Raw genomic sequence first — 26,844 nt, forward strand, 5'->3', positions numbered from 1 at the left:
AGGCCGGTCAAAAGCCCGGCCCGACCGGTTTAGTTTTCGTAGATACGCTGACGTGCGCGTTCCAGTTTGGAAAGGATACGGTCAGCATTGTCCGGCTTGACCATGAATTCCTGGAACCCTTCCATCGACACCTTCGCCATTTCCGCAGGTGCGTCACGATCCCAGAACTGGGCGACGCCACCGGGGCTGTTGGCGGACAGCATCTCAAAGCCTTGCTGCAGGAACTTGTCGGCATCGACGGACGACTGAGCGTTCACAGGCAGCTGGCCCAGGTTTGCGCCGTTGTTGATCTGAGTTTGCTCATCCGCGGAAACGGCAAAGCGCAGGAACTCACGCGCGGCTTCTTTATTCGATGCGTTGGCCGGGATGTGGAAGGTATCAGTTGGCGCATCTTCCGCCAATTCTACATCCGGGTTGATAGAAACGAACTGATAGAAGTCCAATTGGTCGTCGGTCAGTCCCGCTTCGCGCAGCGGAGCAACAGCAAAGTTACCCATCAGGTACGCGGCGGCTTCGCCGTTCACCATGAAGGGCAGGGCCTCTTGCCAGCTGTACGTCTGATGGTTGTCGACGAACGCGCCCATGTCGATCAGCTGTTTCCAGTTGGCGAAGGTCTGCTTGACCCGGTCGTCTTCCCAACTGATTTCGCCATTGGCAAGCTGGTTGTGGAAGTCGAACCCGTTGGTGCGCATGTTCAGGTAGTCGAACCAGCCGCCAGCGGTCCATAGGAACTTGGTGCCGATCGTATAGCAGGCGCGACCGGAATCGACGATCTTCTGGCAGTTCGCCAGCTCTTCTTCCCAAGTCGTTGGCTCGGTCAGGCCCAGTTCGTCAAAGATGTCTTTGCGATAGTAAACACCCCACTGATAGTAGGTGTAGGGTACACCCCACTGCTTGCCGTCGATGGTCATCGCACCTTTGGTCGATGCCAGATTTTCGGCGATCTCAGGTTCGGCCCACAAATCCGATACATCTTCGAACAGGCCCGCCTCGACGTAGGGCTTCATGCGGTTCGCCGCATACCACGTTGCCACGTCCGGTGTATCCGCAGTCAGGAAGTTGCGGATCTGGGTCTTGTACGCCTCGCGGTCGATTACCGTGGTTTCGATCTCCAGTCCCGGATGCTGTTCCGCAAAACGGTCGATCATTGCCTCCATCGTCGCGCGTGGCGCCGGGTTGGAGGTATCGAGAAAGATTCGCAGCTCGCCGGTCAGTTCGGCGGCGACAGGTGCGGCAAGTGCGACACTGGCTGCCAAAGCGGCGGCAGTGCGCTTGTACATGGAATGCATGGTTTCCTCCCTTAGCTTCCATTTTATACTTTTCAGTTCCAAATAATGAAACTGTGTTTTATATATTGAAAACTACACATCAACTCGGTTAGTCTTGTCAAGTCCCTCGTGCCGATTGCGATGGGTTAATTGGAGGAGAACAGGCATCCGTGGCTGGTGACGGAACAATAGGAAAAGCATGTGATGTGCTGGATCAGGTGGCTGCGTTCGCGCGCCCGGTTCGATTCGCAGAGCTGTTGGAAAGCAGCAATTTCCCCAAGGCGACCCTGTATCGGTTCCTGCAAACGCTGACCAATCAGGGAATGCTGTCGTATGATCCGGACCGACAGACATATACGCCTGGTTTGCGATTGGTTCGGCTGGCTCATGCAGCGTGGACACAAAGCTCGCTCGCGCCGATTGCGCGACCGTTTCTGGATGCATTGAGCCGGGAAACCGGGGAAACGGTGCATTTGGCACAGCTTGATTCAAATCAGGTGCTGTACGTGGATAAACGCAATGCGGCCCAGCCGATTGAGATGTATTCGCAGGCTGGCAAGGTCGGCCCGGCCTATTGCACCGGCGTCGGTAAAGCCATGATGGCGTTTCTGGATGAGGCCGCGCTGGACCGCGCCGCGTCTCAGCAAAGCTACCACCGCTTTACCGACAAAACACTGACATCCGAGGCGGCGTTGCGCGCCGATCTCCACCTGATCCGCAGCCGTGGCTATGCCGTCGATGACGAAGAGCATGAGCCCGGCATTATCTGCATTGCCTGTCCAATCCTCACCTCAGGCGGGCGAATGTTGGGGGCGATTTCCGTGACTGGATCGACCGAGCGGATGAATTTCGACCAATTGGAAACCTGGGTTCCCCGTGTTCGCCGTGTGGCCGAACAAATTGGAGCCGAAGCACAGGCCTGGCGGTTCCCCGAGACCCGCCCAAGCGCCGACACAGACAGGATGCAAGCAACATGACAGGTGTGACTCTGAACCAGGCGATCAAGCGGTATGGCGAGACGCAGGTTATTCACGGCATTGATCTGGAAATCGAAGATGGAGAGTTCTGTGTCTTCGTTGGCCCGTCGGGCTGTGGCAAATCCACTTTGCTGCGGATGATCGCGGGTCTTGAGGAAACAACTGAAGGGCAAGTCCATATCGGCGCACGCGACGTAACCCATATGGACCCGGCTAAGCGCGGCGTGGCCATGGTATTCCAGACCTATGCCCTTTATCCGCATATGACCGTGGCCGAGAATATGGGTTTTGGTTTGCGCATGAATGGCGTGGAAAAGTCCGAGATCAACAAGAAAGTGCAAGACGCTTCGAACATCCTCAAGTTGGATCAATACCTCAAGCGTAAGCCCAAAGCCCTGTCTGGTGGTCAACGCCAGCGGGTCGCCATCGGGCGTGCCATTGTGCGGGGTCCGGAGGTGTTTTTGTTCGACGAACCACTGTCCAACCTCGATGCGGAACTGCGCGTAGAAATGCGGGTCGAGATCGCGCGGCTGCACAATGAAATTGGCGCGACCATGATCTATGTTACCCACGATCAGGTCGAAGCGATGACAATGGCCGACAAGATCGTGGTGCTTCGCGATGGCCGGATCGAGCAGGTCGGCGCGCCGATGGACTTGTATCGGAACCCGGACAATCGGTTTGTAGCGGGGTTCATCGGATCGCCTGCTATGAACTTCCTTGACTGCGATATTGTCGATGGGAAGGTCTCGCACCCAGCCCTTAGCGAACCGTTGGATGTGCCTGTAAACGTACCGGCTGGGATGAACAAAGTGACCCTTGGCATACGTCCGGAACACATCGCAGTGGATCGCGCAGGCGATACCTGCACGGTTGATCTGACCGAAGCACTTGGCGGTGTTAGCTATACGTATCTGCTGACGCCCAATGGCGATAAGCTGATCGTCGAGGAACGAGAAGATCAGCGCAGCAAACAAGGTGAACGAATCGGGCTGTCAGTGCGGCCGGAACGCGCGATGCTGTTTGATCCCGAAACAGGACACAGGCTTCGCTGAAAAATCCATTTTGTAATTTGAGCGCGCCCGACCATTGATCCGGCGCGTCTTCAATTTTTCTGGATTTTGTATCCAATATCCGTTATGGCGATTCCAAAAGCGTGTGTAACCGCCCAGCCATCGAGGAATTTACCAATGTCGACCAATGTGTTCACCGGCACGATGCCCGCTCTGATGACACCATGCAAACCCGACCGGACGCCTGACTTTGATGCGTTGGTGTACAAAGGAAAGCAGATGATCGAGGCGGGTATGTCCGCGGTGGTCTACTGCGGTTCGATGGGGGATTGGCCCTTGTTGACCGATGCACAGCGGATGGAAGGTGTCGAGCGTTTGGTCGACGCGGGTTTGCCCGTTGTGGTCGGGACCGGAGCCATCAATACCAAATCCGCGGTGGCCCATGCGGCCCATGCACAAAAGGTAGGCGCCGTTGGGCTGATGGTCATTCCACGCGTTCTGTCCCGCGGCAGTTCACCTGCCGCGCAGAGGAACCACTTCAAAGCGATCTTGTCAGCCGCCCCCGATGTTCCGGCGATCATCTACAACAGTCCGTATTATGGCTTTGCTACACGCGCCGACCTGTTCTTTGCTCTGCGCGCAGAACATTCAAACCTGATAGGCTTCAAGGAATTTGGTGGCAAAGACGACCTGCGATATGCGGCCGAGAACATTACCAGTCAGGATGATCAGGTAACCCTGATGGTGGGTGTTGATACTGAGGTTTACCACGGTTTCGTAAACTGCGGCGCAACCGGGTCGATCACCGGGATTGGCACAGCCTTGCCGCGCGAAGCGCTGTTGCTGGCTGCTTTGTCCAAAAAAGCGGCGCAAGGCCATGCTGAGGCCCGCCGGCGCGCGCTGGAACTGACCGAAGCGATTCAGGTGCTTTCCAGCTTTGACGAAGGCCCGGATCTGGTGCTGTATTACAAGCACTTGTTGGTTCTGAACGGGGAACAGGAATACCGATTGCACTTTAATGAGACGGATGAGTTGACGGATGCACAACGTAACTATTGCGAACAGCAATATGGTCTTTTCCAGACTTGGTATGCCGATTGGTCGAAACAGGGTGGGGTGATCGCTGAATGCACGTGATCGACAGTCACACAGGCGGCGAGCCGACGCGTGTCATTCTGGATGGCGCGCCCGATTTGGGCTCTGGGCCGTTGTCGGAACGAGCACAGCGGCTGGCTATTGAGCATGAGGCGTTCTATCGCTCTGTCATGTTAGAGCCGCGCGGCCAGCCAGCCATGGTCGCTGCGTTACTGGTCGAGCCGATTGATCCGACATGCGTGACTGGTGTGATCTATTTCGATGTAGATGCCGTTTTGGGCATGTGCGGGCACGGAACCATCGGTCTGGCGGTCACATTGGCTCATTTGGGACGAATCGACGTGGGCCAACACCGGATCGAAACGCCCGCTGGTGTGGTGACGGTCAAGTTGCACGATGCAAACACCGTTACCGTGACCAACATTGAAAGCCGCAGGGTTCATCAGGACATTACCCTGGATGTCGCGGGCTATGGCCATGTCACAGGCGACGTTGCATATGGCGGCAACTGGTTCTTCATCGTTGACCCCAGCCCGATCCCGGTCGAGCCTGCCAATATTCGCCAACTGACGGATATGACGGTCGCCATCCGAGAGGCTTCGATCACGCGCGGGGTTGGCGGCGAAAAAGGCGAACCAATTGACCACGTTATCTTTCAAGATGATTCACCAGATCCGTCAGTTCACAGTCGCAATTTCGTTCTGTGCCCCGATGACAATTATGACCGCTCACCGTGCGGAACGGGCAGCTCGGCCCGACTGGCCTGTCTGGCGGCGGACGGGCGCTTAGCGCCGAGTCAGGAGATCATCCAGCAAAGCGTGATTGGCAGTTCCTATCGGCTGTCCTACCAGCCCGGGCTAAACGGGGGTGTTATCCCCTCGATCACCGGACAAGCATTCGTCATGGCCGAAGCGACGTTGTTGTTCAACGATAACGATCCTTTCAGAGCCGGGATCGAAACATGACCTTACAAGTCGTTGTCATCGGCGCCGGAGTAATTGGGATTACGACCGCGCTCGAACTGCAACGACGGGGCCATTCCGTGCTTGTCTTGGATCGCAAGGGCATCGCGGCTGAAACATCAGCCGGTAACGCCGGGGCGTTTGCCTTTTCTGAGGTCGAACCACTGGCCACGCCCGGCATCATGCGCAAAGCACCGAAGTGGTTGTTGGATCCGTTGGGCCCACTATCTATCCCGCCGGCCTACGCCTTGAAAATTGCGCCGTGGATGTACCGGTTTTGGCGCGCCAGCCGACCGGACCGCTATGAAAACTTGCTTGGTGCACAAGCCAGTTTGATGGCGTTTTCCAAAACTGCGCTTGATCAACTGATATCTACCGTCGATGGCGAGCACTTGCTGCAACGCGATGGGCAGATGCAGTTGTATGAAAGCGAGGCTGAATATCGCGCCAGTTTGCCGACATGGAAATTGCGGCGCGAACACGGGATCGAATTTGAACTGCTTGAAAGCCCGGCCGCAATTGCCGAGATGCAGCCGGGACTCAGCCCTCGGTTCACCCATGCCGGATTTACGCCGAACTGGCTGAACACTGTTGATCCAAAACGATGGGTCGAACACCTTGCTGAGGTCTTTCAGGGTCGCGGCGGTCGGATTGAACGGAAAGATATCCGAACCCTGTCACCGCAGGAAAATGGTGTGCGGGTCGCATGCGCGGACGGAACAATCGAATCGAGCAAGGTGGTGGTTGCCGCAGGTGCTTGGTCTCATCACATCGTGCAAACATTGGGCGATCGCATTCCACTGGAAACCGAGCGTGGATACAATACGACTTTGCCGGAAGGCGCATTTGATTTGCGTATGCACCTAACATTCTCGCGCCACGGCTTTGTTGCCAGCAAAATAAATGGCGGCGTGCGCGTCGGAGGGGCGGTCGAACTGGGCGGGTTAACCTTACCGCCAAACTACAAGCGCGCCGATATTTTGTTGGAAAAGGCGGCGGCGTTCCTGCCTGGACTAAAAACCGAAGGTGGCACGCAATGGATGGGGTATCGTCCATCGTTGCCGGACAGCATTCCGGTGATCGGCCCGTCTCGTAAATCGGCGGATGTCGTTTACGCATTCGGGCACGGGCATTTGGGCCTGACCCAATCTGCGGGAACTGCGGAACTCGTCGGGGCGCTGGTCGATGGGCAAGACCCACCAATATCATTATCGCCTTACGCCGCCACCCGATTTTAAGGAGGGGATATGCGCAGCATTAAGACCATTCATGTCGTGTCGGCCCATGCCGAAGGCGAGGTCGGCGACGTCATCGTTGGCGGCGTCTCGCCGCCGCCCGGTGACACGATCTGGGAGCAACGGACGCATATTGCCAACGATCAGACGCTTAGGAATTTTGTGCTGAATGAACCGCGAGGCGGCGTGTTTCGTCATGTCAATCTTCTGGTTCCGCCCAAACATCCCGATGCTGACGCCGCCTTTATCATTATGGAACCCGAGGACACTCCGCCCATGTCCGGTTCAAACTCGATCTGTGTTGCCACGGTATTGTTGGATAGCGGGATCATCTCGATGCAAGAACCCGAGACAATTCTGACGCTTGAAGCGCCCGGAGGCCTGGTTCGCGTGCGCGCTGAATGCCGGGGCGGTAAGGCAGAACGGATCCACGTGCAGAACCTCCCCAGTTTTGCAGGTAAGCTCTCTGTCCCGTTAGAGGTTCCGGGTTTTGGCACGCTGACTGTTGATACGGCTTTTGGAGGCGACAGTTTCGTGGTTGTAGATGCCGCTAAGCTGGGGTTTGACATAACCCAAGACGAAGCGCGTGAAATCGCCCGTACCGGCGTTACAATTACGAATGCCGCCAATGCCCAATTGGGGTTCTCGCATCCCGAGAACCCGGATTGGACCCACATTTCCTTTTGCGCTTTTTGTGGCCCGCTTGAAAAGACCCCGACTGGTTGGCGCGGTAAATCTGCCGTTGCGATCCAGCCCGGAAAGGTGGATCGCTCGCCCACTGGCACAGCGGTATCTGCGCGCATGGCGCTAATGGCGGCCAAAGGGCAGATGGCCGTAGGGCAAACCTTCGAGGCCGTCTCGATCATCGACTCGCGCTTTACCGGGCGAATTGTTCAGGAAACGCAGGTTGGCGCCCAACCCGCTATCATACCAGAAATCAGCGGGCGCGGCTGGATCACCGGAACCCATCAGCACATGCTTGATCATGACGACCCGTGGCCGGATGGCTACCGTGTCCGAGACACTTGGGGCGCTTAGTTTTTCAGCACTACTTCAAGAAACGAGGGCTTTTGTGTGCCCCGTGTCAATATGCGCGGCCACAAGACGATTGATCCCAAGCCAATCGTGATTTATGGGAGGCCCAGTCAACGCAGAGTCACTGTTGGGCGGTAGGTTAAACACGCCCATCCTTAGTCACCCGTTTGTGGCACACTCTTGGATCGCACGCCCCGAAAGGCTTAAAAAGGTAAAAGAATATGGCAGATAACTCAAACTTCGACATATTGTATACCATTGTAGACGAAGCGCCCGAACTGGCCAGCGCCTCGTTCCTGCCCATCATTCGCAAGTTTGCCTCGGCAGCGGGTGTCAGTGTTGGCACCAAGGATATTTCATTGGCAGGTCGTATTCTCTCGACCTTCCCAGAAAAACTAACTGATGCACAGCGCATCACCGACGATTTGGCCGCATTGGGCGAACTGGTGAAAACGCCGGACGCCAACGTTATCAAACTGCCAAACATCTCGGCATCGGTTCCGCAACTTGTGGCAGCCGTTGAAGAGCTACAGTCACAAGGCTACGACATCCCGAGCTACCCCGAAGAGCCATCGACCGATGAGGAAAAAGCAATCCGCGCGCGTTATGACACGATCAAAGGCTCGGCCGTGAACCCGGTTCTGCGCGAAGGTAACTCGGATCGTCGCGCGGCGCGTGCGGTGAAGAATTATGCTCAGAAGAACCCGCATTCGATGGGGGAATGGGCGTCGGACAGCAAAACCAAAGTGTCGTCGATGTCTGGCAATGATTTCTATGCCAACGAGAAGTCCGCCACCATTACCGCCGCTCAGGCCGGTGATGCCAAGATCGAATTTGTTGGCAAAGACGGCAGCGTCACTGTCCTGAAAGACGCCTGGCCTCTGGCTGAGGGCACAGTTGCAGACGCCACTTTCATGTCCGTCAAGGCACTGTCATCCTTCCTGACAGATGCGATTGAGGACACCAAGAAAGACGGCACGATGTTCTCGCTGCACATGAAAGCCACGATGATGAAGGTCTCGGACCCAATCATCTTTGGCTTTGCGGTCAAAGCCTGGCTGGCCCCGGTATTCGAAAAATTTGGTGCTGAACTCGACGCTTTAGGTGTGAACCCGAATTCCGGCTTGGGCGATTTACTGGAACGTGTTCAGGGCAATGCCGATATAGTGGCTGCCATCGAAGCGATCAAAGGTGATCGCCCGTCCATGTATATGGTCGACAGTGACAAAGGTATTACCAACCTGCACGTGCCGTCAGACGTGATCATCGATGCCTCGATGCCCGCCATAATCCGGGCAGGCGGAAAAGGCTGGAACGAGGCTGGTGCCAAGGGCGACACCAATTGTGTGATCCCCGACCGCTGCTATGCATCGGTTTATGATGAGAGCATCAACTTTTTCAAAGCCAATGGCGCGCTGAACCCTGCAACTGTCGGTGCTGTCGCCAACGTCGGCCTGATGGCGCAAAAAGCGGAAGAATACGGTTCGCACCCGACGACGTTCCAAGCGCCGGCCGACGGCACCATCCGTATCGTTTTGGCCAATGGCGAGACGCTGCATTCGCATGACGTTGAAAAGGGCGACATTTGGCGTGCCTGCACTGTGAAGAAGGCTCCGATCGAAAACTGGATCCAGTTGGCCATGGACCGTCAGCGTTTGACCGGGTCCGAAGCGATCTTCTGGTTGGACGCAAACCGCGCCCACGATGCGGAACTGATCAAATACGTCAAACCAGCGCTTGAGGCGGCTGGTGTGGTCGACAAGTTCCTGATCATGGCTCCGCGCGAGGCGACCCGCCAGTCGTTGGAAACCATCACGGCAGGCAAGGACAGCATCGCTATCACGGGCAACGTGTTGCGCGACTACCTGACTGACCTGTTCCCGATCCTTGAACTGGGCACATCGGCAAAAATGCTGTCGATTGTTAAGCTGATGAATGGCGGCGGTCTGTTCGAAACTGGTGCGGGTGGGTCCGCTCCAAAACACGTGCAGCAATTGGTTGAGGAAAACCACCTGCGCTGGGACTCGATGGGTGAGTTCTGTGCCTTGGGTGAATCGCTGAACTTCCTAGCCGACAATAATGGCAACGCCAAAGCGGGTGTTCTGGGTGCCGCGGCCGAAGCGGCCACGCAAGGCATCCTGGACAACAATAAATCGCCCAGCCGTAAAGTTGGGCAGCCAGATAACCGTGACAGCCACTATTGGTTCGCACGCTATTGGGCTGAGGCTCTGGCCGCGCAATCGGGTGATGCTGAATTGTCAGCAGAATTTGCGCCGATTGCAAAAGAGCTGGCGGATAAAGAAGATCAGATACTGTCTGAGCTGGCGACCGCTCAGGGTGCTGCCGCGGATCTCGGTGGATATTACCACACCGATCCTGCCAAGACCGCAGCAGTAATGCGCCCCAGCGCGACACTGAACGCGATCATCGGCTGATAAACAGTACCCACGTTTTGCGGCGTGGGTATTTTCGGATTGATGAGATCAATAGAAAAAAGGGCCGACCCCCAAAGTCGGCCCTTTTTTGAGTGAGTGGTCAGGCCGAAGCCTCACCGGTGTAGTTGAATTCACGTTAACTAATCCACGAGTTTTGGAAATTAGGGGATTCCCGTACTTTTGGGAATTTGGGTGCAACCTGTAGCTAAACCGCCTGTTTTAAACGAAAAAGGGCCGGTCAAATGACCGGCCCAATTCGTGCTAAAAGTCGAATGATCAGTTAGATGCTGCGTTCAGCTTTTCATTTTGTTCGCGAAGGGTGTCCGAGATAATCGCGTACCATTCGCCCGACTCACGCATTTCGTTCAGGCCCTTGTTCATCATCGCGATATATTCGCGAGCAAACGGGTTGGTTCGGTGCGCAAGGAAGCTCATCGAGGACAAGGTCGAAACATATGGGTTTTCAACCAGATCAGACGAAGTCAGTCCCATGTCGTTCATGGTCGAAGCGAACAGATCGACCTCAAACGCGGCGACATCCGCCGTGCCGGTCAAAACAGCATCAAGACATTCGCGGGCCGAGTTGGGTTGGACCACAGTTGTGTTTTCGCGGTTCAATCCGACTTCTTCCAGAACAACCATGCTCCAGCCTGACATGCGGCAAATGGTAGAACCTACGAAGTCCTCGAATTTGGTCGCGCTGGCGTAGTCGCTTTCCGGCAATGTGAAGAAGCCGCCTACGATGTCGTATACAGGGACAGAAGCCACAAATTGCGTACAACGCGCTTCGGTTTCTGACGACCATTCGTATGTGCGGTTCGTACAATCCGGAACGGTCCATGCGATCGAAATATCGAACGCGCCAAGCGGCAACAATGTGTCCAGATGCGAGCTCCAGTCATCGACAAAACTGACCGAGTAGTCGCGGCTGTTGCCGGCACGTTGAAGACTGGTCGTAGCCAGACGGGTCATGATGCCGCCGCCGCCCAGTGCTTCACTGGTAAAGGGTTCCCAGCCGTTACCCGCAACCATTTTGATCGGCGGGGCATAGACATTCGAACGCTTGACGCTTGCCGCGCGTTGCTCTTCCGCTGCGATCAGTTCCTGCGCGGACTGACCGTTCGGCAGGCTACCATCCTCACAGGGCAAGGCCAGAACCAGGCCTGGCTCAAGTGCGTTTGGGTTGGTGATGATGTTACGGTTCGCGTTAAAGATCGGCTGATAGTTCGACGTGCCGTATGCCGCGATCGCAATCGTCGCCATCGTGTCGCCGTCCGCAACTGTATAATTGGTACAAGCTTCTTGCGCAGCGGCGGCACCGGCGCTCAGAGCGGTGACGGCGGTGGCCGACAGTACAACTTTCTTTAGGTTCAATTCAAACATGTCCACTTCCTCCAGACTTTTCTTTTAGTTAGGCCACATGGGGCCTTAGCCATTTTCCATTTGATGACGCAGAGCGGTTGAAACGATGTCTCGCCACTCTCCGGATTGCTGCATGATGTTCAAACCCTGATTGAGCGTCTCAAGGATCGCTTCCCCATCCGGATTATCTTTATGGGTCATGACGTTAAGCGACTTGATCGCCGCCAGATTGGGGTTTTCTACAATACGGTGTTCGTACCCCAGCCGTCCGATTGCTTCGAAGGCCAGATGAGCTTCGATCGCGACGATATCGGCTGTCCCGTTCATAAGCGCGTGAAAGCAATCATCGGGTGAAACCGGGCGCATTAGCGAGATCGCCGGTGGGTACAGTCCGACCGCGTCCATGTGCGACAGCGACCAACCTTCGGGACGACAGATTGTTGTACCGGCGAAGTCCGCGTAGGTCAATGTTTGCTCATAGCCCGAGCCCTCGCGGGCAAAGAACGTGTCGACAACTTCATAGAACGGGTTAGAAAAGTTGTATGTATCGCACCGCGCGCGGTCTTTTTCAGAAAGCGTCTCGGCCTCTTCACAGTTTGGACGCGACCAGGGGAAGGTGGCATCGAAAGCGAGTGTCGGCATCAGAAGATCCAGATGCGACGGCCAGTCGTTGACGAACTGGATCTTATAGGACTGTTCGGGCGCGGCGCGCAGCATCGCTGTTTCGACAAGGTAGGTGTAGAGCCCGCGATTGGGCAGGGCCTCGTCGGTGAAAGGCGCATAATTACCGCCAGTGATAAGCAACAACTGACGGTCGCGGATTTCGGGGCGTTCGCCGGCGTCTGCGTTACGGATCAGCGCTGCGGCTTCTGCCCGCGCGGATTCGATCTCATCCTTGGCAGCCGATTTTGCAGCGATCACCGCATCTTCGCTTGCCTTTTTGGCTTCGGCTTCGGCTTCGGCAACACGGGCTTCCGCCTCTGCGATGGCTTTCGCCGCGCGATTCTCGGCGGCCTTGACCAGCTCGGCTGCCATTTCGGCGGCCATGGCTTCGGCTTCAGTCTGCGGCGCGGTCGGTGCGCGCCCGATCTCTTCCAAACAAGGCATGGTCAGAACGTCGCCTACCCGAATGATGTTCGGATTGTTTCCGATCACGTCCCGGTTTGCATCGTAAATGATACGAAAGTCTTCGGTCGAATAAACTTCGATGGATAACTCGCGCAGGCTGTCGCCTCGTTGAATTTCGTAGGTTGAGCATGCCTGTTGTGCCGAGGCGGTACCCGCAGCGGCAGCAAGTGCCAGGCTTGATATGATCAGATGGTTTCTCATGGGTCCTGTTGCTTTGCCTTGTTTAGTTTTTTGTAAGTTTGACAACACCGATTGAGATGTTGTCCTGATCTGGGTCGCCCTTAGCGTTCAGCGCGGCCTGCAGCGCCCCGGCTATGTCTTGTGCAAGCCCGCGGGCATTGGATTGAAGAATGGACTGAATTTCAGCGTTGCTGAGATATTGGAGGCCGTCGCTTCCCAGAACCAAAACATCCGAAGGTGTCAGGCCCAGCGGGGTTTCCGGGCAATCGACCTTTGGAATTGCCGCACCCATGATGACCGAAGTCAGTTGATTGCGGTCAGGATGCGCCAGGGCTTCGGCCTCGGTCAAAGTCCCTTCGGCCAATTGCGCATCAATCATAGGTGCCATCGAGTGATCTTCGTTGATCTGCGACAGCTCTCCGTCCCGGAACAGGTAAAGCGGGCTGTCGCCGATCGAAATCCAGAACAGCCGCTGGCCCAACAACAAAGTGCCCAACATGGTTGAGCCCATGTTGAATCCAGTACCTTGTTCCTCGGAATAACCGGCAATGGATGCATTGGCTTGCATTGCCGCAAGGGGCAACGCGTCGATCAAAGCGGACTCGGGTGTCGTTGAACCTTCAAGCTCGGCATCTAACGCGTCACGCCAGGCCTGGATCACAAGGTCCGAGGCGACTTCACCTGCCGCATGCCCGCCCATGCCGTCAGCGACGACGACATAGCTTGCATTCGTCGCATCGAACATGCGCGAAGCAACCGCGTCCTCCTGCGTGTCACGCTGGCCCTTGTCCAGGATCAGCGCAATATCATATGCCGGTGTCGCCAGCATCTATTAGGAATCCCGCCAGTCAAAGCCGTCGTCACAGAAGGCGGCAAAGCGGACTGATGTTTCGCTGATGCGGATCAGATCCCCGCTGGACAGTGGGACGGTGCTGAGAACCGGCTTGCCGTTCAGACGCACCAGGTTGGCCTTGCCGCCGTGTCCCAGATAACATTTGCGGTCCTCGGGGTCATAAGCAATCACCGCATGGTTGCTGCGGGAAATACCAGTGTCTCCAAAGTCGAGCTGAATGGCCTGATCGTCGTTGCGGCCAATCTGCATCAAGCCCTCGGTCAGCGTTACGCTCGCACCCCGGCCCGGACCACCAGTGATGACCAGCCAACCAACCGGGAAAGACTGTTCGGCATTGTCTGTCTTGGCTGCAGGTTCCGCTGTCTCGATGAGGTCCTGCACATGCGTGTCGGCGCGTTCGAAACCCAGGAAGGTTGTCTTGACGCGACCACGACGATCTTCGGCAGCCGCGGGCTGCGGAACCGGGGCAACTTCAGCCAGTGGTTCTTCGGCGACCGGTGCTTCTGGCACCGGTTCTGCGGCGGGTTCGTCAGAGACTACCTCGATGATCTGTTCCGGCTCGGGTTCCTCGACTTCAAGTACCTCGTGTTCGACAACCTCTTCGACTTCTTCCTCAATTGCCGAGTGCAGCGTCAACACGGTTTCTTCTTCGAGCGCGGTTACTTCGTCTGCCACGTTCTGAACTTCTGCGATAACTTCAGCGACGACGACTTCATCTTCAGCCTCAGTTGCATCTGCTACGTCTTCCTCAGAGAATTCCGGCATTTTCTCTTCGGGCACCAACTCATCGGCTTCTTCGTAGCTGTCCGAGGACATATTGCCGCCTGCCAGCGCTTCGCGCAGGGCATTGAAATCGGCGATTGGTTCGGCCTTTTCCGGCTCTGGCGCTACCGCTTCTTCGGCTTCGTTCTCTTTCGGTTTGCCGGCACCTTCGAGAAGCCGGCTAAGAGGGCTTTTGTATTTGAACATGGTGTCGACACCTTTATTCCTTGGCACAGGACAATGGTCCTATGGGGCTGCTTCTTACCTCTGTGCGCGGTTGCACAACGGCACGGATATTTGTGACAACAAGGTCACTTTCTATTTCCGCGACGGGCCGGTTCCCGTCAGGGGTGCCGAATTTGGCGCTACCCTCAGCAAATACATACTGGCAGATCACATACGAACCGGTCAGATCACTCCTGCGCTAATGGCATGTCAGCATCCGTCTCGACGCCATTGCGCAAAACGCTGAAACGGGCCTGCGGCTGGTCTTCGGAAACGAGTTTGGCCAACAAAACATCAAGGCTGTCCGAGCCATCAATGCCAGTGCCAGAAATTGTCTCTGAGACCAGGACATCCCCTTCCTGCAAGCTGCCTGATGCCTCTGGCGGAACCGAGCTTAGAACTGTTGTCCAACCCGCACCGTCTTTGTTCTGAATTGTGAAAACGTAGCCATTTTCCAAGCCGATCACGCGCATTGCGGGCAGTGCCAACAATCCGTTCTGAGGGCGGGTTTCACCCAATGTGCGATAGCGGGCAGAAACGCGGATGTAGCCGTCCGGGTCCACATTCAGATCGTTCAACACCTGAGCAGCAAAAGTCGTATCTGCCTGCACTGGCTTGCCGTTCAGAGTGAAGATCGTGGCGCCGCGCGTGACCCACTCACCCACAATTGACGCGTCCATATCCTGGTCAACACCAGTTATCGCAATCACGTTGCCGGTCGAAGCCCGGCGGCGTGATGTCTGAAACGGGATGTCTACGTCCCAGTGAGAGAATGCGATCTGTTGTTCTGCCAGATTTACCGGTTCCGCCGGAACAGGCGGCGTCGGCTCGACGGTCGCGGCTTCAGCCGTTTCCGTCGCCGCAGCTTCTTCCTGCTCCGTGACAACCGGATCTTCTTGCGCCTGCTCGACAGGCTCTGGAGTGGATGCGACCTCGGCCTGCGTGGTCTCAATTGGTTCTGATGCCGGCTCCACTTCGGCTGCGGTCACTTGTTCGACCGGGTCCTGCTCGGATGTTTCGACTGCGGCGGTTTCCTCCACCGTTTCCGTTACTACGGGCGCTTGCGTCGATGCGGTATCCTTGACCGGAGTTTCCTCTCCGGACATCAGAAAGAACCCGCCTGCCGCCAAAGCGGCGACCACGGCCACACCCGCAACAATTTTGCCTGCGCCATTGGATCCGCTTTTGACCACGGTATCCACCGCGACCGGAACTTCATCCTTCGCTGTGAACGTGGCGAGCCCGTCGTCGTTCTTGTCCTCATTGCCCAGGGCAATGTCAGTGTTTCCGGCAAGCAATGCGGTGACAACGGCTTCGGCGTTTTCGCTTTCAGCCTTGATCCTGGCTTTCTCTTCTTCTTCGTCTTTTTGGTCCATTGCCACGATCACCGACACCGGCCGATAGTCAAAGCTGTCGAACATAACGCCGGGGCCGCGGAACATGCGTAGCCAATCTAATGCAGTCTGAAGGCGATCCGTTGCGTGAACTTCCATTGCCTTGTCAATGGCTTCCAGGAACCCGTCGGGGTAACCTTCGAAACGCCCCGCCAGCGGTGTGTAGGGGTCCGTCTGACCGTTGTTGAATGCGTTCAGGCGGGTCTGACCGTCGATCGGACGTTCGCCGCTGATGGCGTGATACAGGGTCGCCGCAAGAACATAGAGGTCACTGCTTGGCCCTTGTTCCGCACCGCGTACATAAAACTCATGCGGCGAATAACCATCCTTGATAACCCGCAGGGTCATCAGCGCGGCGGACTGGTGCGCAGCCTGTTCGCGCGCGGCGCCAAAGTCGATCAGCACCGGATCACCATTTTCGTCGATCAGGATGTTGTCGGGCGAAATATCGCGGTGCAGCATGCCGCTTTGGTGGATGAAAGACACCGCCGACAGCATTTTTTCAGTGATCTGAACGATAAAGTCCGGACCAGCTTTGTTTTTGGAATCTTCAACATAGTCCAGCAGATCGCAGCCACGGATAAAATCCATCGCGATATAAGCGGTCTCGTTGTCTTCGAACACCTGATGAACATCGACGATATTGGGGTGTACCAAGCGAGCGTGATTGCGTGCTTCGAGGATAAACAAGTCGATGATTGCGCGCAGATCGTCCTTGTAGTCCGGCTCGACCGGTTCAACCATATCGCCGTTACGACGGCAAAGGGCACCGGGATAGCACTCTTTGATCACAACTTCGCGTTCCAGACTGTCCCGCGCAAGATAGGTGATCCCAAATCCGCCATTGCTGATAAAGCGCAGGATCTCGTACTGCCCGCGCAGCAGCTTGGCGCCTGGTTGAAGACCTTCAATTTTCGGTTCGTCGTGCGTCGCGCCGACGGCCTGGTTGTGGCTCATTTCTTTCCGCCCGTTCTAATCGTTTTGCGGCTTACTTAACTGGGCTTTCAGCCCGCGAACTCACAACCAAACACAACCGCAGGACACTCATGTACGTTAGACGTTTCAAATTTGACTTTATTGGGGCCGCCCGATGGCTTCACTAAGAACCCAGCGCAAAGAAAATCTATATATCGTGTTCTTTCCCATGAGAAAATCTAAATGTAGATTTTCTAGCGGCAATACTTGCGGACTGAGTGCCTGTTTTTTGCGGATTGGTCACTAAATCCGAAACAATAAGCGCGCGATTCTGAGGGCTTCGAATCGCTGCATTGCGGCTCAATTAAAACGGGTAGGCGTCAAGTTCCGGTTTTTGCCTGAACTGAATCGACGCGGCTGCCGGCCCAGGCGAGGTTGTCGCTGAGCTGGGCGAGGATGCTGATCGCGTCCTTCAGTGGCGCGTCACCGCTTTCGAATTGCAGCAGCAAAAGAAGATCAGTGGCCTTTTCAAACTCACCGGGAATCCAGTCGGCTTCAGTGGCGATTTCGCCGCCTTGCTCCAGACGCTCTGCAAAATCTTCGACGATTTCCTGACAGCTGTTCAGGAACGCGGCGGGTTCAATATCCGATGTCTCGCGCAAGTCGTCATAGATGCTAGCAATTGCCGCCAGCCAGTCTTCAAGGATCGGGTTTTCAAGCGGGGGAAGGGCGGATTCCAGCGTCGCATGAATTGAGGGGGCTTCGACCTGCGCTGGTTCAGCTTCTGCGATGTTCAGGCTGGCCAGAAACGGAAGAAACTCCTGCTCGATGTCATTTTGGGCAGCTTCCAAATCCTTCAAACGCCGCTCAGATGCGACTTGCAGGACCTGTTCGGCCAGATTTTGACCGCCACAGGTCTCCCACAAATCAAAATCAGGCTCGGGTTCTTGCGCCATAGCCTTGACGGCGACCGGTGTGCCAATGGGCACGACAGACCGGAAGAATTTACCTTTTTCTTTTTCCAACCGGTGCAGAACACGGTCCAGCGCGTCCCGAACCGGGGGGAGATCCGCGTGGGTTACGGCCAGCAAACTGTTCGAGCGCAACTCTTGCGGAACTTGTGCCCACAGGTGGCGCTCAGTCTCACGCCAGGCATTGGTTCCGTTCGTGCACCAGATGGCACAATCGACATAGGATAATAGGTCCAGAGTGGACTTGTAGGTGTCATCCAGTGCGCCGGTTCCCGGCAGATCGAATAATGAGATCTCTTGCAGGGCAGGGGTATTCAACCCAACCGAGATAAAATCAGGGTTATCAGCCGCGGCTTTTTCCAGCGCAATGCCGGAATAGACTTTGGGCTCTTTGTCCCACCAGCCAACCGTGGTTTCCGGTGCGTCCGCATAGGCCACGATGACCAATGGCAGTTTCAGATGCTGCGGACCCGTGGGCAGAATGTCCGCCCCGGCTAGCATGTTTGCGAGGCTGGATTTCCCGGCCCCGAATTCCCCGGCAAAACCGATATTGACCGCATTCGAAAGCCGTTCGGCATGGAACAAGGCGCGCTCGCGCATCTTGTCCAGACCGGCCTCTGATGGCAGGTTTTCGGTGGCGGTCAGGAAGCGTTCAAGCTTGCGTACTTCCTGTTCGGTTCCGGGAAATTCAATCATTCCGCAGCCTCTGCTAATTTCTTGTCGGCGCTATTGCCGCCGAATACCGCATCCAGATCATCTGCGACACGTTGCGCCTGATCGAATGCTGCCTGTGCTTCTGCACGAACATTGGTTTGGCCGGTTCCGACCCGTTGTTCAAGATGTCCAGCCAACAATGCCAGATAATGGTCAAGAACGGTGTTCAGACGCTCAAGCAGATCGGCGCGCGCCGTGTCCACCAGATCGTCCCCGATCATTTCGAATTCCTGAACGATCATCCGCTCGGCCCGAGCGACCACACTTTTGCGCGAAATCAGCCGGGACAACCAGCTGACGCGCAATTCCACGGTGATGCCCCGGGTAAGTGCCGTGGTATCAGGACGGAACCATCGAACTGCACTGGTGTTCATCCGGCTATCGGCCGGGTCCTGCCAGCCGGGCAGGGCGCGAAGCGCGGCATTGCTGTTCATGTCGACGGCGTAAAGTTCGCTGAGCATTCGCTGCCGCACCACCTGTGTTGCACCCTGAACCAGCTCGCGCATGCGATCCCGCAGCGGTGAAAAGTTCAATTCAGTGTCACCTCCCTTGGCCAACAAAGGGGAATCGCCATTCGGTCCGCGGACAACGGCGGAGACGGCTTCGGATACAGTGTCATCCATGACGCCGCGAAGATTGGCCAACACATCATCCATATCGTCAATAATCTGTGTGGTTTTTTGCGAAACCAGCGCGCGCAGCTCGGCCAATGTTTTGTCGTTTTCGTCGCCGTCGGTCACGTCGGCGGAGTTTTCGTCGTCAATTACGCGCAGATGGGCCTTGGACCGTTCCAGCTCACCTTGCGCAAAACTGTTAAGGTGCTGCCAGGCCATCTTGAGCTGTTCGTCACGGGGCCCTTGGGTCAAGGCGTGCGTAACGTGGCGGCGCAGATCGGGCAGACCAGAGGCGATCATTGCGGCAAAGCGCAAAACGCCCTCACGGCTGATTGGGCCGGGGCCCTGTTTTATCTCTTCTACTCCGTCCAGATATTGCTTCATCTGCTCAGGATGGGCGCGCAGCCAAGCCAGAACATGATCGTGGTTCACGCCGGTATCGTCACCGGTCAAGGCATAGTGGGCCCATTGGGCACTACCCATCAGGACATCAATGTCCGAATTGCCCAGGGCTTTTTCCAGGCCATCCAAAACGTCGGCTCTGACTTTTCCGGCATCCTCGGCCCCACCACCCAACTCGTCCACACGGTTGATGAAAACAACAATCTGTCCCAGTTCCAACGCCTGCATCAGGCGGAACAGCTTCAAGTCCGCCCGCGACAAGGCCTGATGCGCGGACAATACAACAACAAAGAAATCGGATTCCTTGAGGTATTGGCGCGAGATTTCCTCGCGGATCAGCAGCGGGTCGTTGACGCCCGGCGTGTCCGTGACCGTCAGCGGGAACGGAAAATGGCCAATGTCAAAGTAGACCTCGGCCTTGCGCGTGATGTCACTGTACAGTCCCCGATCTGAACCGGGGTCGTATTCTTCGCTGTCGGTCGGATCGTCACCCGCACAAACATAACGGGCCAGATCGTCCGAGTTCAGCTGCTCCAGATCGTGATGCTGACCCAGCAACTGCTCATAGCTGTCGCCCAATCGCAGTTGGGCGCGGGTTTTCATCGCGTCGACCTGCTCTTCAATCATCTCGCGCTTATAGCTGTCCTCGTCATCGGGGAACATGTTGCGCAGCTCTTCGCCCTCGGCGATCAGAGCTTGCCACTGACGGTTATCGAAGAAATGAAATTCGGCCCCTTGGGTTCGACCCGAGGGGTGACCGAAATGCATATCGGTGATCACGGTCGTCCACGGATTAACATCCGAGGGCAGGTATTCGGCCTGCCCCGTAAACCCGTTGATAAGGCGGGACTTGCCAGCCTTGATCTGCCCGACAAATGCAATTGACGGTTTCAGATTTGATAGATCGCCTACAATGCGTGAAATAAACTGGCGGGTCTCGTCGTTGCTGACCCCGTTCATGTCTTCGGCGATTCGAATTAACTCACGACGGTTATTTTCACTCATACTGTTACCCTGGGTACTTGCAATCACAGATTGAATTAGTCGAAAAATTGAATATTACGGGCGCGCTCATTCGGAACGCTCCGTCAGAGATGTCCACAGATTCACAATGGCGCCTAGCTTGCGCGCCTCGTGAACGACCATGGAGAATTCCTTGCCGTCATTCAGGACGGCCAAACCAGAACCTTTACCGCCGGACGGACGCATGACGATCAGTTGCGGATGATCCAGCGCGGCGGCAGCGTCATCATCCCAGCCCGACAGGTCACGTGCGAACTGCGCCAGCAAAGTTTCATCTGCATGTAATGGCTGACCTTCACTACAATCGCCGTCAGACTGAACCATTTCCCCGCCTTCAGCTTTGACCTGGATGCGACCAACAGCCAAACGCTGGCTGCCGAGATAGAACTGGTTGGCCAAATCGCTGGCATCGTCTGTTGGTGCCGCGTCATTTGCGGGCTCGGCAGTGTCCGGAACGACCGCTATGACGGGTTCAGCTGGCATTGCGATCATCGTGCAAGCACTAGCGATTTCGCTAAAAGTGATTCCGACATCGTCCGCTTCCAGCGTGGCGTCCGGCCGCAGAGATATCAGGCTGAGCGGTGCAGGCGCGACGGCAATATCGGTTACCAGCTGCGCCAATTGACCCGCCAGCGTATCGCGCTCTTCGGTTTCAAAATCAGGCGCAACGCCGGACCGGACACGAAAGACATCAGTAACCCGAGAGCTGTTGACCTCGATCGCGAGACAATCGCCATTGGCAGCCGTAAACTCCAACCGACGCGGCAAAACAGTGCCACGGATGGACTGCAATACCTTTTCGCGACGCTCAAGCGCAGTGTCACCAGCAAGCGCGACGGCTGGTTCCAGCCGCGCGACCGATGATCGCCCAATGTCCTCGAGCAAATCGAGTATGTTTGTATCCATCATGCCGTGACCCCCTCTGGTCCCGTCTAAACTGCGGCCGCGACGGGCCCCAGACTGAGATGCGATTTTGTCAGTGCCAACCCTACATTCGCGCTGTTGCGACAGATGTAGCAGACCACATGATCCGGATAGGCCTGCGTCCGCAAGAAAATGTTCAACCGATCCTTTGAAAACACCGCGATTTCCCCAAATCCCGGATTTTCGGTATCAGCATTACCCGATTTCCGCAGCAATGCTTCAAAAGCACCCACGCCGCCGCCCTGAAACAGGTTCGCCACTGCAAGCGCGAGACTGTCCAGCACTTCGGCGTCCTCTTGATCGCGGACACTGGTCCCCAATAACATCCCTGTTTCCATGTCGATATACCCGGCTGCGACGCAGTCGGGTATCGTTTCCATCGCAGATTTCAGTGCGGCTTCGATAGACATCGGGCTTCCCGTCCTTCTACCTTGGTTTCACGTTATAAAACATGCCATTCAGCCCCGCCCTTGTTCCCGGCTTTCGGAAGCGTTGAAACGTCTTTTTTCGCGTCGCGAGCGCCGTGTTCAGCGGCGATCTTGTCGAACTCTTCCAGGAAGGCCACAAAAACCTTTTTCAGGCCTTCCGGGTCTTCGGGAAGATCCTCACCAGCGGTGATCTCGCACCACATCGCCGATGCGCTGAGTGTTGATCCGGCGTCCGCATTCAGCAATTTCTCTAAGGATTCAGCCTCGGGCCCTGTCTCGGACGTTCCGTTTGACATAGGCACGACCTGTGTTTCGATCAGGCCGTTGGATTCGGGTTCCAGTTCGAACTCATCGGCTGCACCATCCGATTGCTCGGCGAGCAATGCAACGATTGACGACACAGATGTGTCAGCGCATTGTGCGTCTGCTTCGGGGTTTTCGGATACAGTATCTTCAGCTGCGTCAGCCAGCTTATCCTCGATCGACGCCAACAGGTGATCCTGACCATCGGAGGCGGTGTCAGACTGATTAGCCTCGCCTTCACCCTCGGCTTCCAGTTCCAAGGTCTCTTCTTCGTCGAAATCCTCGTCATCCAGTTCAAGAAACGCGTTTTCTTCCGAAGGGATCTCGGCAACATCGGCCAAATTCAGAGGCTGACTGGGCGTTTCCCGGAAAAAAGAGCGCAATTCATCCTGATCGGTTTCAGGAGTGGTCTCTTCCGAGATCGCGGTCATTTCAGCCCGCAACCGTTCGGCCTCGTCTGCGTCAATGCGGGGTGCGCGTTCAGTATCGCCTGAGCGTGCCTCGACCCGGGCAGGACGGACCGGAAAGCTCGTTACGACTTCGTCCTGCAGAATTTCGCCCTGAACGGGATCGACCAGCTTTAGCGGGGCAGGCTGCTCTGCGCTCTCGGCGGGTTTGCGTGGACGGACAGGTTGCACACTGGGCATATGAGCAAGGCTGTTGTCGATCTGGTAACGCGCCAGCATGTCTGCCCGGTTGTCCATGATCTGTTCGGTGATCTCAAGAAAGCTGTCCACCATCTTGCCGCCGCCACTGCGTCCCCACAGTTCGGCATCACCGCTCTTGTCACGTGCGGTAATCGCATCGCGGGCCGAGAACAAAATCGACCGATTGAACAGATGCCCTGCCTCGCGGTTGACCCGGCGCAACACCTTCTGGCGGTCCTTCGCGCCCAGTGTATCCGCGCGGGTGACCAACAACAGCGAGTTGTGTTGCAACCGCTCCGGCAGCGCGACCCATGTCGCCCGTTCGGTCTCGCGCCAGGCCTGGGTAGAGTGTGTGCACCACAGCACCCCATTGGCCTGACCCACGGCGCGACGCCAGACATCAGTTGAAATCTTGGGGTCCGAGATGCCGGGCGTATCGATCAGATCGACCGCCTCGAGAATGTCGGACTCAAGGAAAATACGCACGAATTGGGCGTCGTTGACGCCGACAGACTCCAAGGCATCCAATTCGATGTTTTCGCGTGTGCCGTCATGGCGCTGCACATACGCAGATTTCTTGCCCCAGCTGAACCAGACGGGCGGCAACTGCGTGGCAGTCACCTGAGTCGGCAGCGTGTGCGACCGAAGCAGAAAGTTGATCAGCGTGGATTTGCCGGCGCTGAACTCTCCCATAAGCGCAAAGATCGGCTTGCGGCGGGACCACTGCTCAATGCGTTCCCATGCCTTGGGCGAGACGAAACGGGTTTGTGAGTCTTTTGCCATATCGCTACTTATGCTGCCTCGTTACTAAGATCTTTCAGGATGTCGCCCAGAATATCGTCACGCGATTTCTGTGGTGTCAGCCCTGCCATCAGAGCTGCGTTGCGGCTTGGATCACCCTCGGCCGAAGCCGAAATGCTAAGCAACGTCTCTTTCTGCTCGCGCATGAAATCCGACAGGATCGCCCGCACGTTTTCCAACACGGCTGCAACCTGATTTTCCTCGATATCCTTGGTGATCGAATTCGCCTCGGACGCGATCAGGCGCGTGTAGTCGGCTGCATAGGCTTCGAACCCTTTGCGGCGCTGCCACCAGCGACGCCACCAGGTGCTTTGCAAGTCCAATGCGATTGTTCGCCCAATACCGAGTGGGGGTGGGACACGTGGAACAATGGGCGCTTCGATACTGAACTCACCCAAGTGGTTGCCCAGTATCTTCTGATACAGCGTCTCAATATCTGCGGCCGCCGTATTGTACAGCGCACCTGCTTCTTTGCGCATCGACCGCGCAAAGCTGAAATACGCGGCCTTTTGCAAGGTCCGCAGACCCGCCGGGTCATACTGCCACGTGCCTTGTTCGCCGTTCCGTTCAAGGTGGGCAATCAGCGAATCCGTTGCTCGTTTGACAAAGTTGGTTTCCGCTGAATTCAGTCTCTCCAACACCTTCGCACGTAAGGATGCGGTCAGTTCAGCTACGTTCTTTTCGTATTGATCCGAGAGTGTGGCAATCGCGTCCTCTGGCGATACACCATCCAGATCACGCACAAGACCTTCGCCGCCTGAAAGGGTCTTGGCAACGGCCGTGGCGCGGATTTGGCTGGCTATGTTGCGGGCGCGGTGGCGGACGCGATCCAGCAAACGGGTGCCTGCGCCTTCGGCGATGCGCTCGTTCATGGCCAACAGCAAATCGGGCAAGCCTGACAGTGCCCAGATCTTGTCGAGCGAGGGTGCCTGATCACCAAAACCAGCAGCCAGATAGAACGTGTTCAACGCCTCGCGCGATTCATCGGACAGAATCTCGGGGTTGCCCGTCAACGCGGCTTCGGCCCACAATGCGCTGCCAAAGACAACGCTGGTACTGGCATCGATATTGTTCTGCTTGAGCGTGTCCTGGATACGGTCACGGATTTCCGGGACCTGATTGACCGGATCAGCCAGTTCGTCAATTCGGTTCACAAACAGGATGATCTGCCGGTTCTCAAACTGGGCAATAATCCGCATCAGCGCCATGTCCATCGTTGTAAGCGCCTGGCTGGCAGCCAGAACAACAACGCAGACCTCAGATCCGCGCAAGCTTCGCAGGGTGATCTGCTCGCGGACCATGAATGTATCGTTTACGCCTGGCGTGTCGCACAGTTTGAGCGCAATCGGGTATTGCGGGATGTCCATATACAACTCTGCCGACTTCGTTACATCGGCGAACCGCCCGGTCTTGGGGTTGATGTCCGGGTCATCTTCGTCGCCCAGACAGACATAGCGCTGGATCAGCTCTTCGTCGAAGTAATCATATTGATGGCTCTGCCCCAGAATCAGGTCGAAATGCTGGCCCAATCTGGATTCGGATTTAGCCTTCATCTCGCCGATCTGGCGACGAATGTCATCCATCTCGTCATCGGCGCCGGCGCGATTTGCCAGCTCACCCAGACGGCCGCCGCCGACCATCAGGTTGTCCCATTCTTCTTGTTCAAAGAAAGTAAACTTGGCGCGTTTGTCGCCTTCGGTACGGGTGTTGATGTTCAACGTGGTCACCACCGATGTCCACGGGTTCACATCCGATGGCAGCAGGGCGGGGCGCCCGGCTAGGATGTTCACGATCGAAGACTTGCCGGCCTTGACCTGCCCGACCATCGTAACGCTGGCCGAGAAATTCTCCATCCGCGTCTTCAGCGTGGCAAGGCGGGCGGACGAGCGCGCATCCGCCACCTCTGTCAATTGATCAATCTGTGCGGTCAGCGAGTTCATCGCTGACGTCATGGGCGTCAGTGCCTCATTGCCAACTGATAAAAGATGGTCGTTGCGCGCCATGTTCAGCCTCCGGTTCCTGTCGCGGCCAACGTGTCTGTTGGCGTGCTGGTCATGGTGTCGATTCGGGCGATCAGATTCAGCGCATTGCCCAGGATAGCGGCTTCGGCACCCGGCGAAATCGACTCAAACGTGTGGCAATCCGCCAAAACTTCGATCGAGCTGAAGCGCTCGCTGTTTTCAAGGCGGGCAAGGCGGCGTCCGGTCGGAAAACCCTCGGATTTGGTTTCGGGCAGCGGCATACGCGAGTTTGCAAGCAAGTACCGCCGCCCCGAGCGCGTACGCAACGAGACGCCAAACCCGGTGTTTGGATGGTCTCGATTCAGGGATTTGAGTTCGCCAAGAAAACTTTCACGCGCAAGACCAACGGCTTCTTGCTCGGCAGCTGCGGAGTTCATCATATTGGTCACGTTTCAGACCCTTGTACTGGAGTTGAGCGAAAAAACTCGTACAGCGCCCGAAGGCAAAAAAGACTCATTAACTCCTTCTGCCTATAAGTGACTTTCAAGGCGGTCTTATTTTGACGCGAATAAGATTTTTTGGCGGTTGAATTGTGGCGCAATTGTGTTTGGCGGTATTTTTCAACCACAACCTCCGGGCGTATTTTCGGCATCAATGTAAACAACGCCATTTACTGTCCGCAGCATTCAAGACCAGAAAATTTGTCACGATGCGCACGTGTGGTACTTTTGGTGATCCGTATAGTGGTTTGTTATTAAATTAAAAATTTACTAACTTTTGAAACCAACCTTACACCAAATCTACCCAGAGGACGTCTGCAAAATATATGTCTGTTGTAGTCGACTTTGGGTTCTCATTATTGCCGGGTCTTAGATGAGAAGCGCTTTACTCAACGTTAGATAGTTTTATACTGCTCACCAAAAGGACCCGAATGTTGCCAAATGCAAAACAATGAAATTAATCAAATTTGACCTAAGAATCTATTTTATCTGCTCGGAGAACGCCCAAAATCAGACTGCTTTCCCGCGACGAGCAGCACGACGTGAGAACATCCCGCATCCCGCTTAGCAGCAGCGTCCGGCAGACACCATATGTGCACGGCGGTCAGTTCAGAAGCATATTGCGCCGATGTCATCAATAATCTTGCGCACAACTCAATTTTCCCTCTCGCACTCCGCTGCAAGCTTTGCTATTCACCCCGACATTCCGGCACAGAG

At 56.1% G+C, this 26,844-nt stretch carries 21 protein-coding genes; 7 read left to right on the top strand and 14 right to left on the bottom strand.

Annotation, left to right across the window (positions count from 1 at the left end; genetic code table 11):
* Positions 1-29: 29 nt before the first annotated feature.
* On the bottom strand, positions 30-1,289 hold the full coding sequence (locus DHN12_RS07600) for an ABC transporter substrate-binding protein (RefSeq protein WP_108859651.1): 1,260 nt from the start codon (positions 1,287-1,289) through the stop codon (positions 30-32).
* A 149-nt stretch (positions 1,290-1,438) separates the two neighbouring features.
* On the opposite strand from DHN12_RS07600, the gene DHN12_RS07605 reads away from it, so the two are divergent.
* From DHN12_RS07605 to DHN12_RS07635, 7 genes are all read left to right on the top strand, one after another.
* On the top strand, positions 1,439-2,245 hold the full coding sequence (locus DHN12_RS07605; protein ID WP_108859652.1) for an IclR family transcriptional regulator: 807 nt from the start codon (positions 1,439-1,441) through the stop codon (positions 2,243-2,245).
* A complete protein-coding gene (locus tag DHN12_RS07610) occupies positions 2,242-3,300 on the top strand; it encodes an ABC transporter ATP-binding protein (RefSeq protein WP_108859653.1) in 1,059 nt (352 codons plus the stop codon). Before DHN12_RS07605 ends, DHN12_RS07610 begins: the two co-directional genes overlap by 4 nt.
* A 135-nt stretch (positions 3,301-3,435) precedes the next feature.
* A complete protein-coding gene (locus DHN12_RS07615) occupies positions 3,436-4,395 on the top strand; it encodes a dihydrodipicolinate synthase family protein (protein ID WP_108859654.1) in 960 nt (319 codons plus the stop codon).
* On the top strand, positions 4,386-5,318 hold the full coding sequence (locus DHN12_RS07620) for a proline racemase family protein (protein ID WP_108859655.1): 933 nt from the start codon (positions 4,386-4,388) through the stop codon (positions 5,316-5,318). Before DHN12_RS07615 ends, DHN12_RS07620 begins: the two co-directional genes overlap by 10 nt.
* The gene (locus DHN12_RS07625; RefSeq protein WP_108859656.1) at positions 5,315-6,553 is read left to right on the top strand and encodes an FAD-binding oxidoreductase; all 1,239 of its coding nucleotides are present in this window, start codon (positions 5,315-5,317) and stop codon (positions 6,551-6,553) included. Before DHN12_RS07620 ends, DHN12_RS07625 begins: the two co-directional genes overlap by 4 nt.
* 9 nt (positions 6,554-6,562) lie before the next feature.
* On the top strand, positions 6,563-7,588 hold the full coding sequence (locus DHN12_RS07630; RefSeq protein ID WP_108859657.1) for a proline racemase family protein: 1,026 nt from the start codon (positions 6,563-6,565) through the stop codon (positions 7,586-7,588).
* Positions 7,589-7,806: 218 nt separating this feature from the next.
* Positions 7,807-10,020, top strand: a complete 2,214-nt coding sequence (locus tag DHN12_RS07635) for an NADP-dependent isocitrate dehydrogenase (protein WP_108859658.1) — start codon at positions 7,807-7,809, stop codon at positions 10,018-10,020.
* A gap of 276 nt (positions 10,021-10,296) precedes the next feature.
* On the opposite strand, the gene DHN12_RS07640 is transcribed toward DHN12_RS07635, so the two are convergent.
* From DHN12_RS07640 to DHN12_RS24415, 13 genes are all read right to left on the bottom strand, one after another.
* Positions 10,297-11,403, bottom strand: coding sequence for a transporter substrate-binding domain-containing protein (locus DHN12_RS07640; RefSeq protein WP_108859659.1), 1,107 nt, complete (start codon positions 11,401-11,403; stop codon positions 10,297-10,299).
* Between the two features lie 45 nt (positions 11,404-11,448).
* Positions 11,449-12,711 carry a transporter substrate-binding domain-containing protein gene (locus tag DHN12_RS07645; RefSeq protein ID WP_108859660.1) on the bottom strand — a complete coding sequence of 421 codons (1,263 nt, stop codon included), beginning with the start codon at positions 12,709-12,711 and terminating at the stop codon, positions 11,449-11,451.
* 22 nt (positions 12,712-12,733) lie between these two features.
* Positions 12,734-13,519 (bottom strand): PP2C family serine/threonine-protein phosphatase, encoded by a 786-nt coding sequence (locus DHN12_RS07650; protein WP_108859661.1) that lies wholly within the window; start codon positions 13,517-13,519, stop codon positions 12,734-12,736.
* Between the two features lie 3 nt (positions 13,520-13,522).
* Entirely contained in the window at positions 13,523-14,512 is a 990-nt protein-coding gene (locus DHN12_RS07655) for an FHA domain-containing protein (protein WP_108859662.1), read from the bottom strand.
* A 206-nt stretch (positions 14,513-14,718) separates the two neighbouring features.
* On the bottom strand, positions 14,719-16,881 hold the full coding sequence (locus DHN12_RS07660) for a serine/threonine-protein kinase (RefSeq protein ID WP_108859663.1): 2,163 nt from the start codon (positions 16,879-16,881) through the stop codon (positions 14,719-14,721).
* Between the two features lie 338 nt (positions 16,882-17,219).
* Positions 17,220-18,506 carry a dynamin family protein gene (locus DHN12_RS07665; RefSeq protein ID WP_108859664.1) on the bottom strand — a complete coding sequence of 429 codons (1,287 nt, stop codon included), beginning with the start codon at positions 18,504-18,506 and terminating at the stop codon, positions 17,220-17,222.
* Positions 18,503-20,545, bottom strand: coding sequence for a dynamin family protein (locus tag DHN12_RS07670; RefSeq protein WP_108859665.1), 2,043 nt, complete (start codon positions 20,543-20,545; stop codon positions 18,503-18,505). Before DHN12_RS07670 ends, DHN12_RS07665 begins: the two co-directional genes overlap by 4 nt.
* 66 nt (positions 20,546-20,611) lie before the next feature.
* On the bottom strand, positions 20,612-21,472 hold the full coding sequence (locus DHN12_RS07675; protein ID WP_108859666.1) for a hypothetical protein: 861 nt from the start codon (positions 21,470-21,472) through the stop codon (positions 20,612-20,614).
* 23 nt (positions 21,473-21,495) lie between these two features.
* Complete coding sequence (locus tag DHN12_RS07680) at positions 21,496-21,897, bottom strand: hypothetical protein (RefSeq protein WP_058276616.1); 402 nt, start codon at positions 21,895-21,897, stop codon at positions 21,496-21,498.
* A 32-nt stretch (positions 21,898-21,929) separates the two neighbouring features.
* On the bottom strand, positions 21,930-23,648 hold the full coding sequence (locus DHN12_RS07685; RefSeq protein WP_108859667.1) for a dynamin family protein: 1,719 nt from the start codon (positions 23,646-23,648) through the stop codon (positions 21,930-21,932).
* Between the two features lie 8 nt (positions 23,649-23,656).
* Complete coding sequence (locus tag DHN12_RS07690; RefSeq protein WP_108859668.1) at positions 23,657-25,669, bottom strand: dynamin family protein; 2,013 nt, start codon at positions 25,667-25,669, stop codon at positions 23,657-23,659.
* Between the two features lie 2 nt (positions 25,670-25,671).
* A complete protein-coding gene (locus tag DHN12_RS07695; protein ID WP_174822482.1) occupies positions 25,672-26,067 on the bottom strand; it encodes a hypothetical protein in 396 nt (131 codons plus the stop codon).
* Positions 26,068-26,072: 5 nt separating this feature from the next.
* Positions 26,073-26,297, bottom strand: a complete 225-nt coding sequence (locus tag DHN12_RS24415) for a hypothetical protein (RefSeq protein ID WP_159089989.1) — start codon at positions 26,295-26,297, stop codon at positions 26,073-26,075.
* Positions 26,298-26,844 lie beyond the last annotated feature (547 nt).

The sequence above is a fragment of the Ruegeria sp. Alg231-54 genome, from assembly GCF_900143525.1.
In the GTDB taxonomy this organism is placed as follows: domain Bacteria; phylum Pseudomonadota; class Alphaproteobacteria; order Rhodobacterales; family Rhodobacteraceae; genus Ruegeria.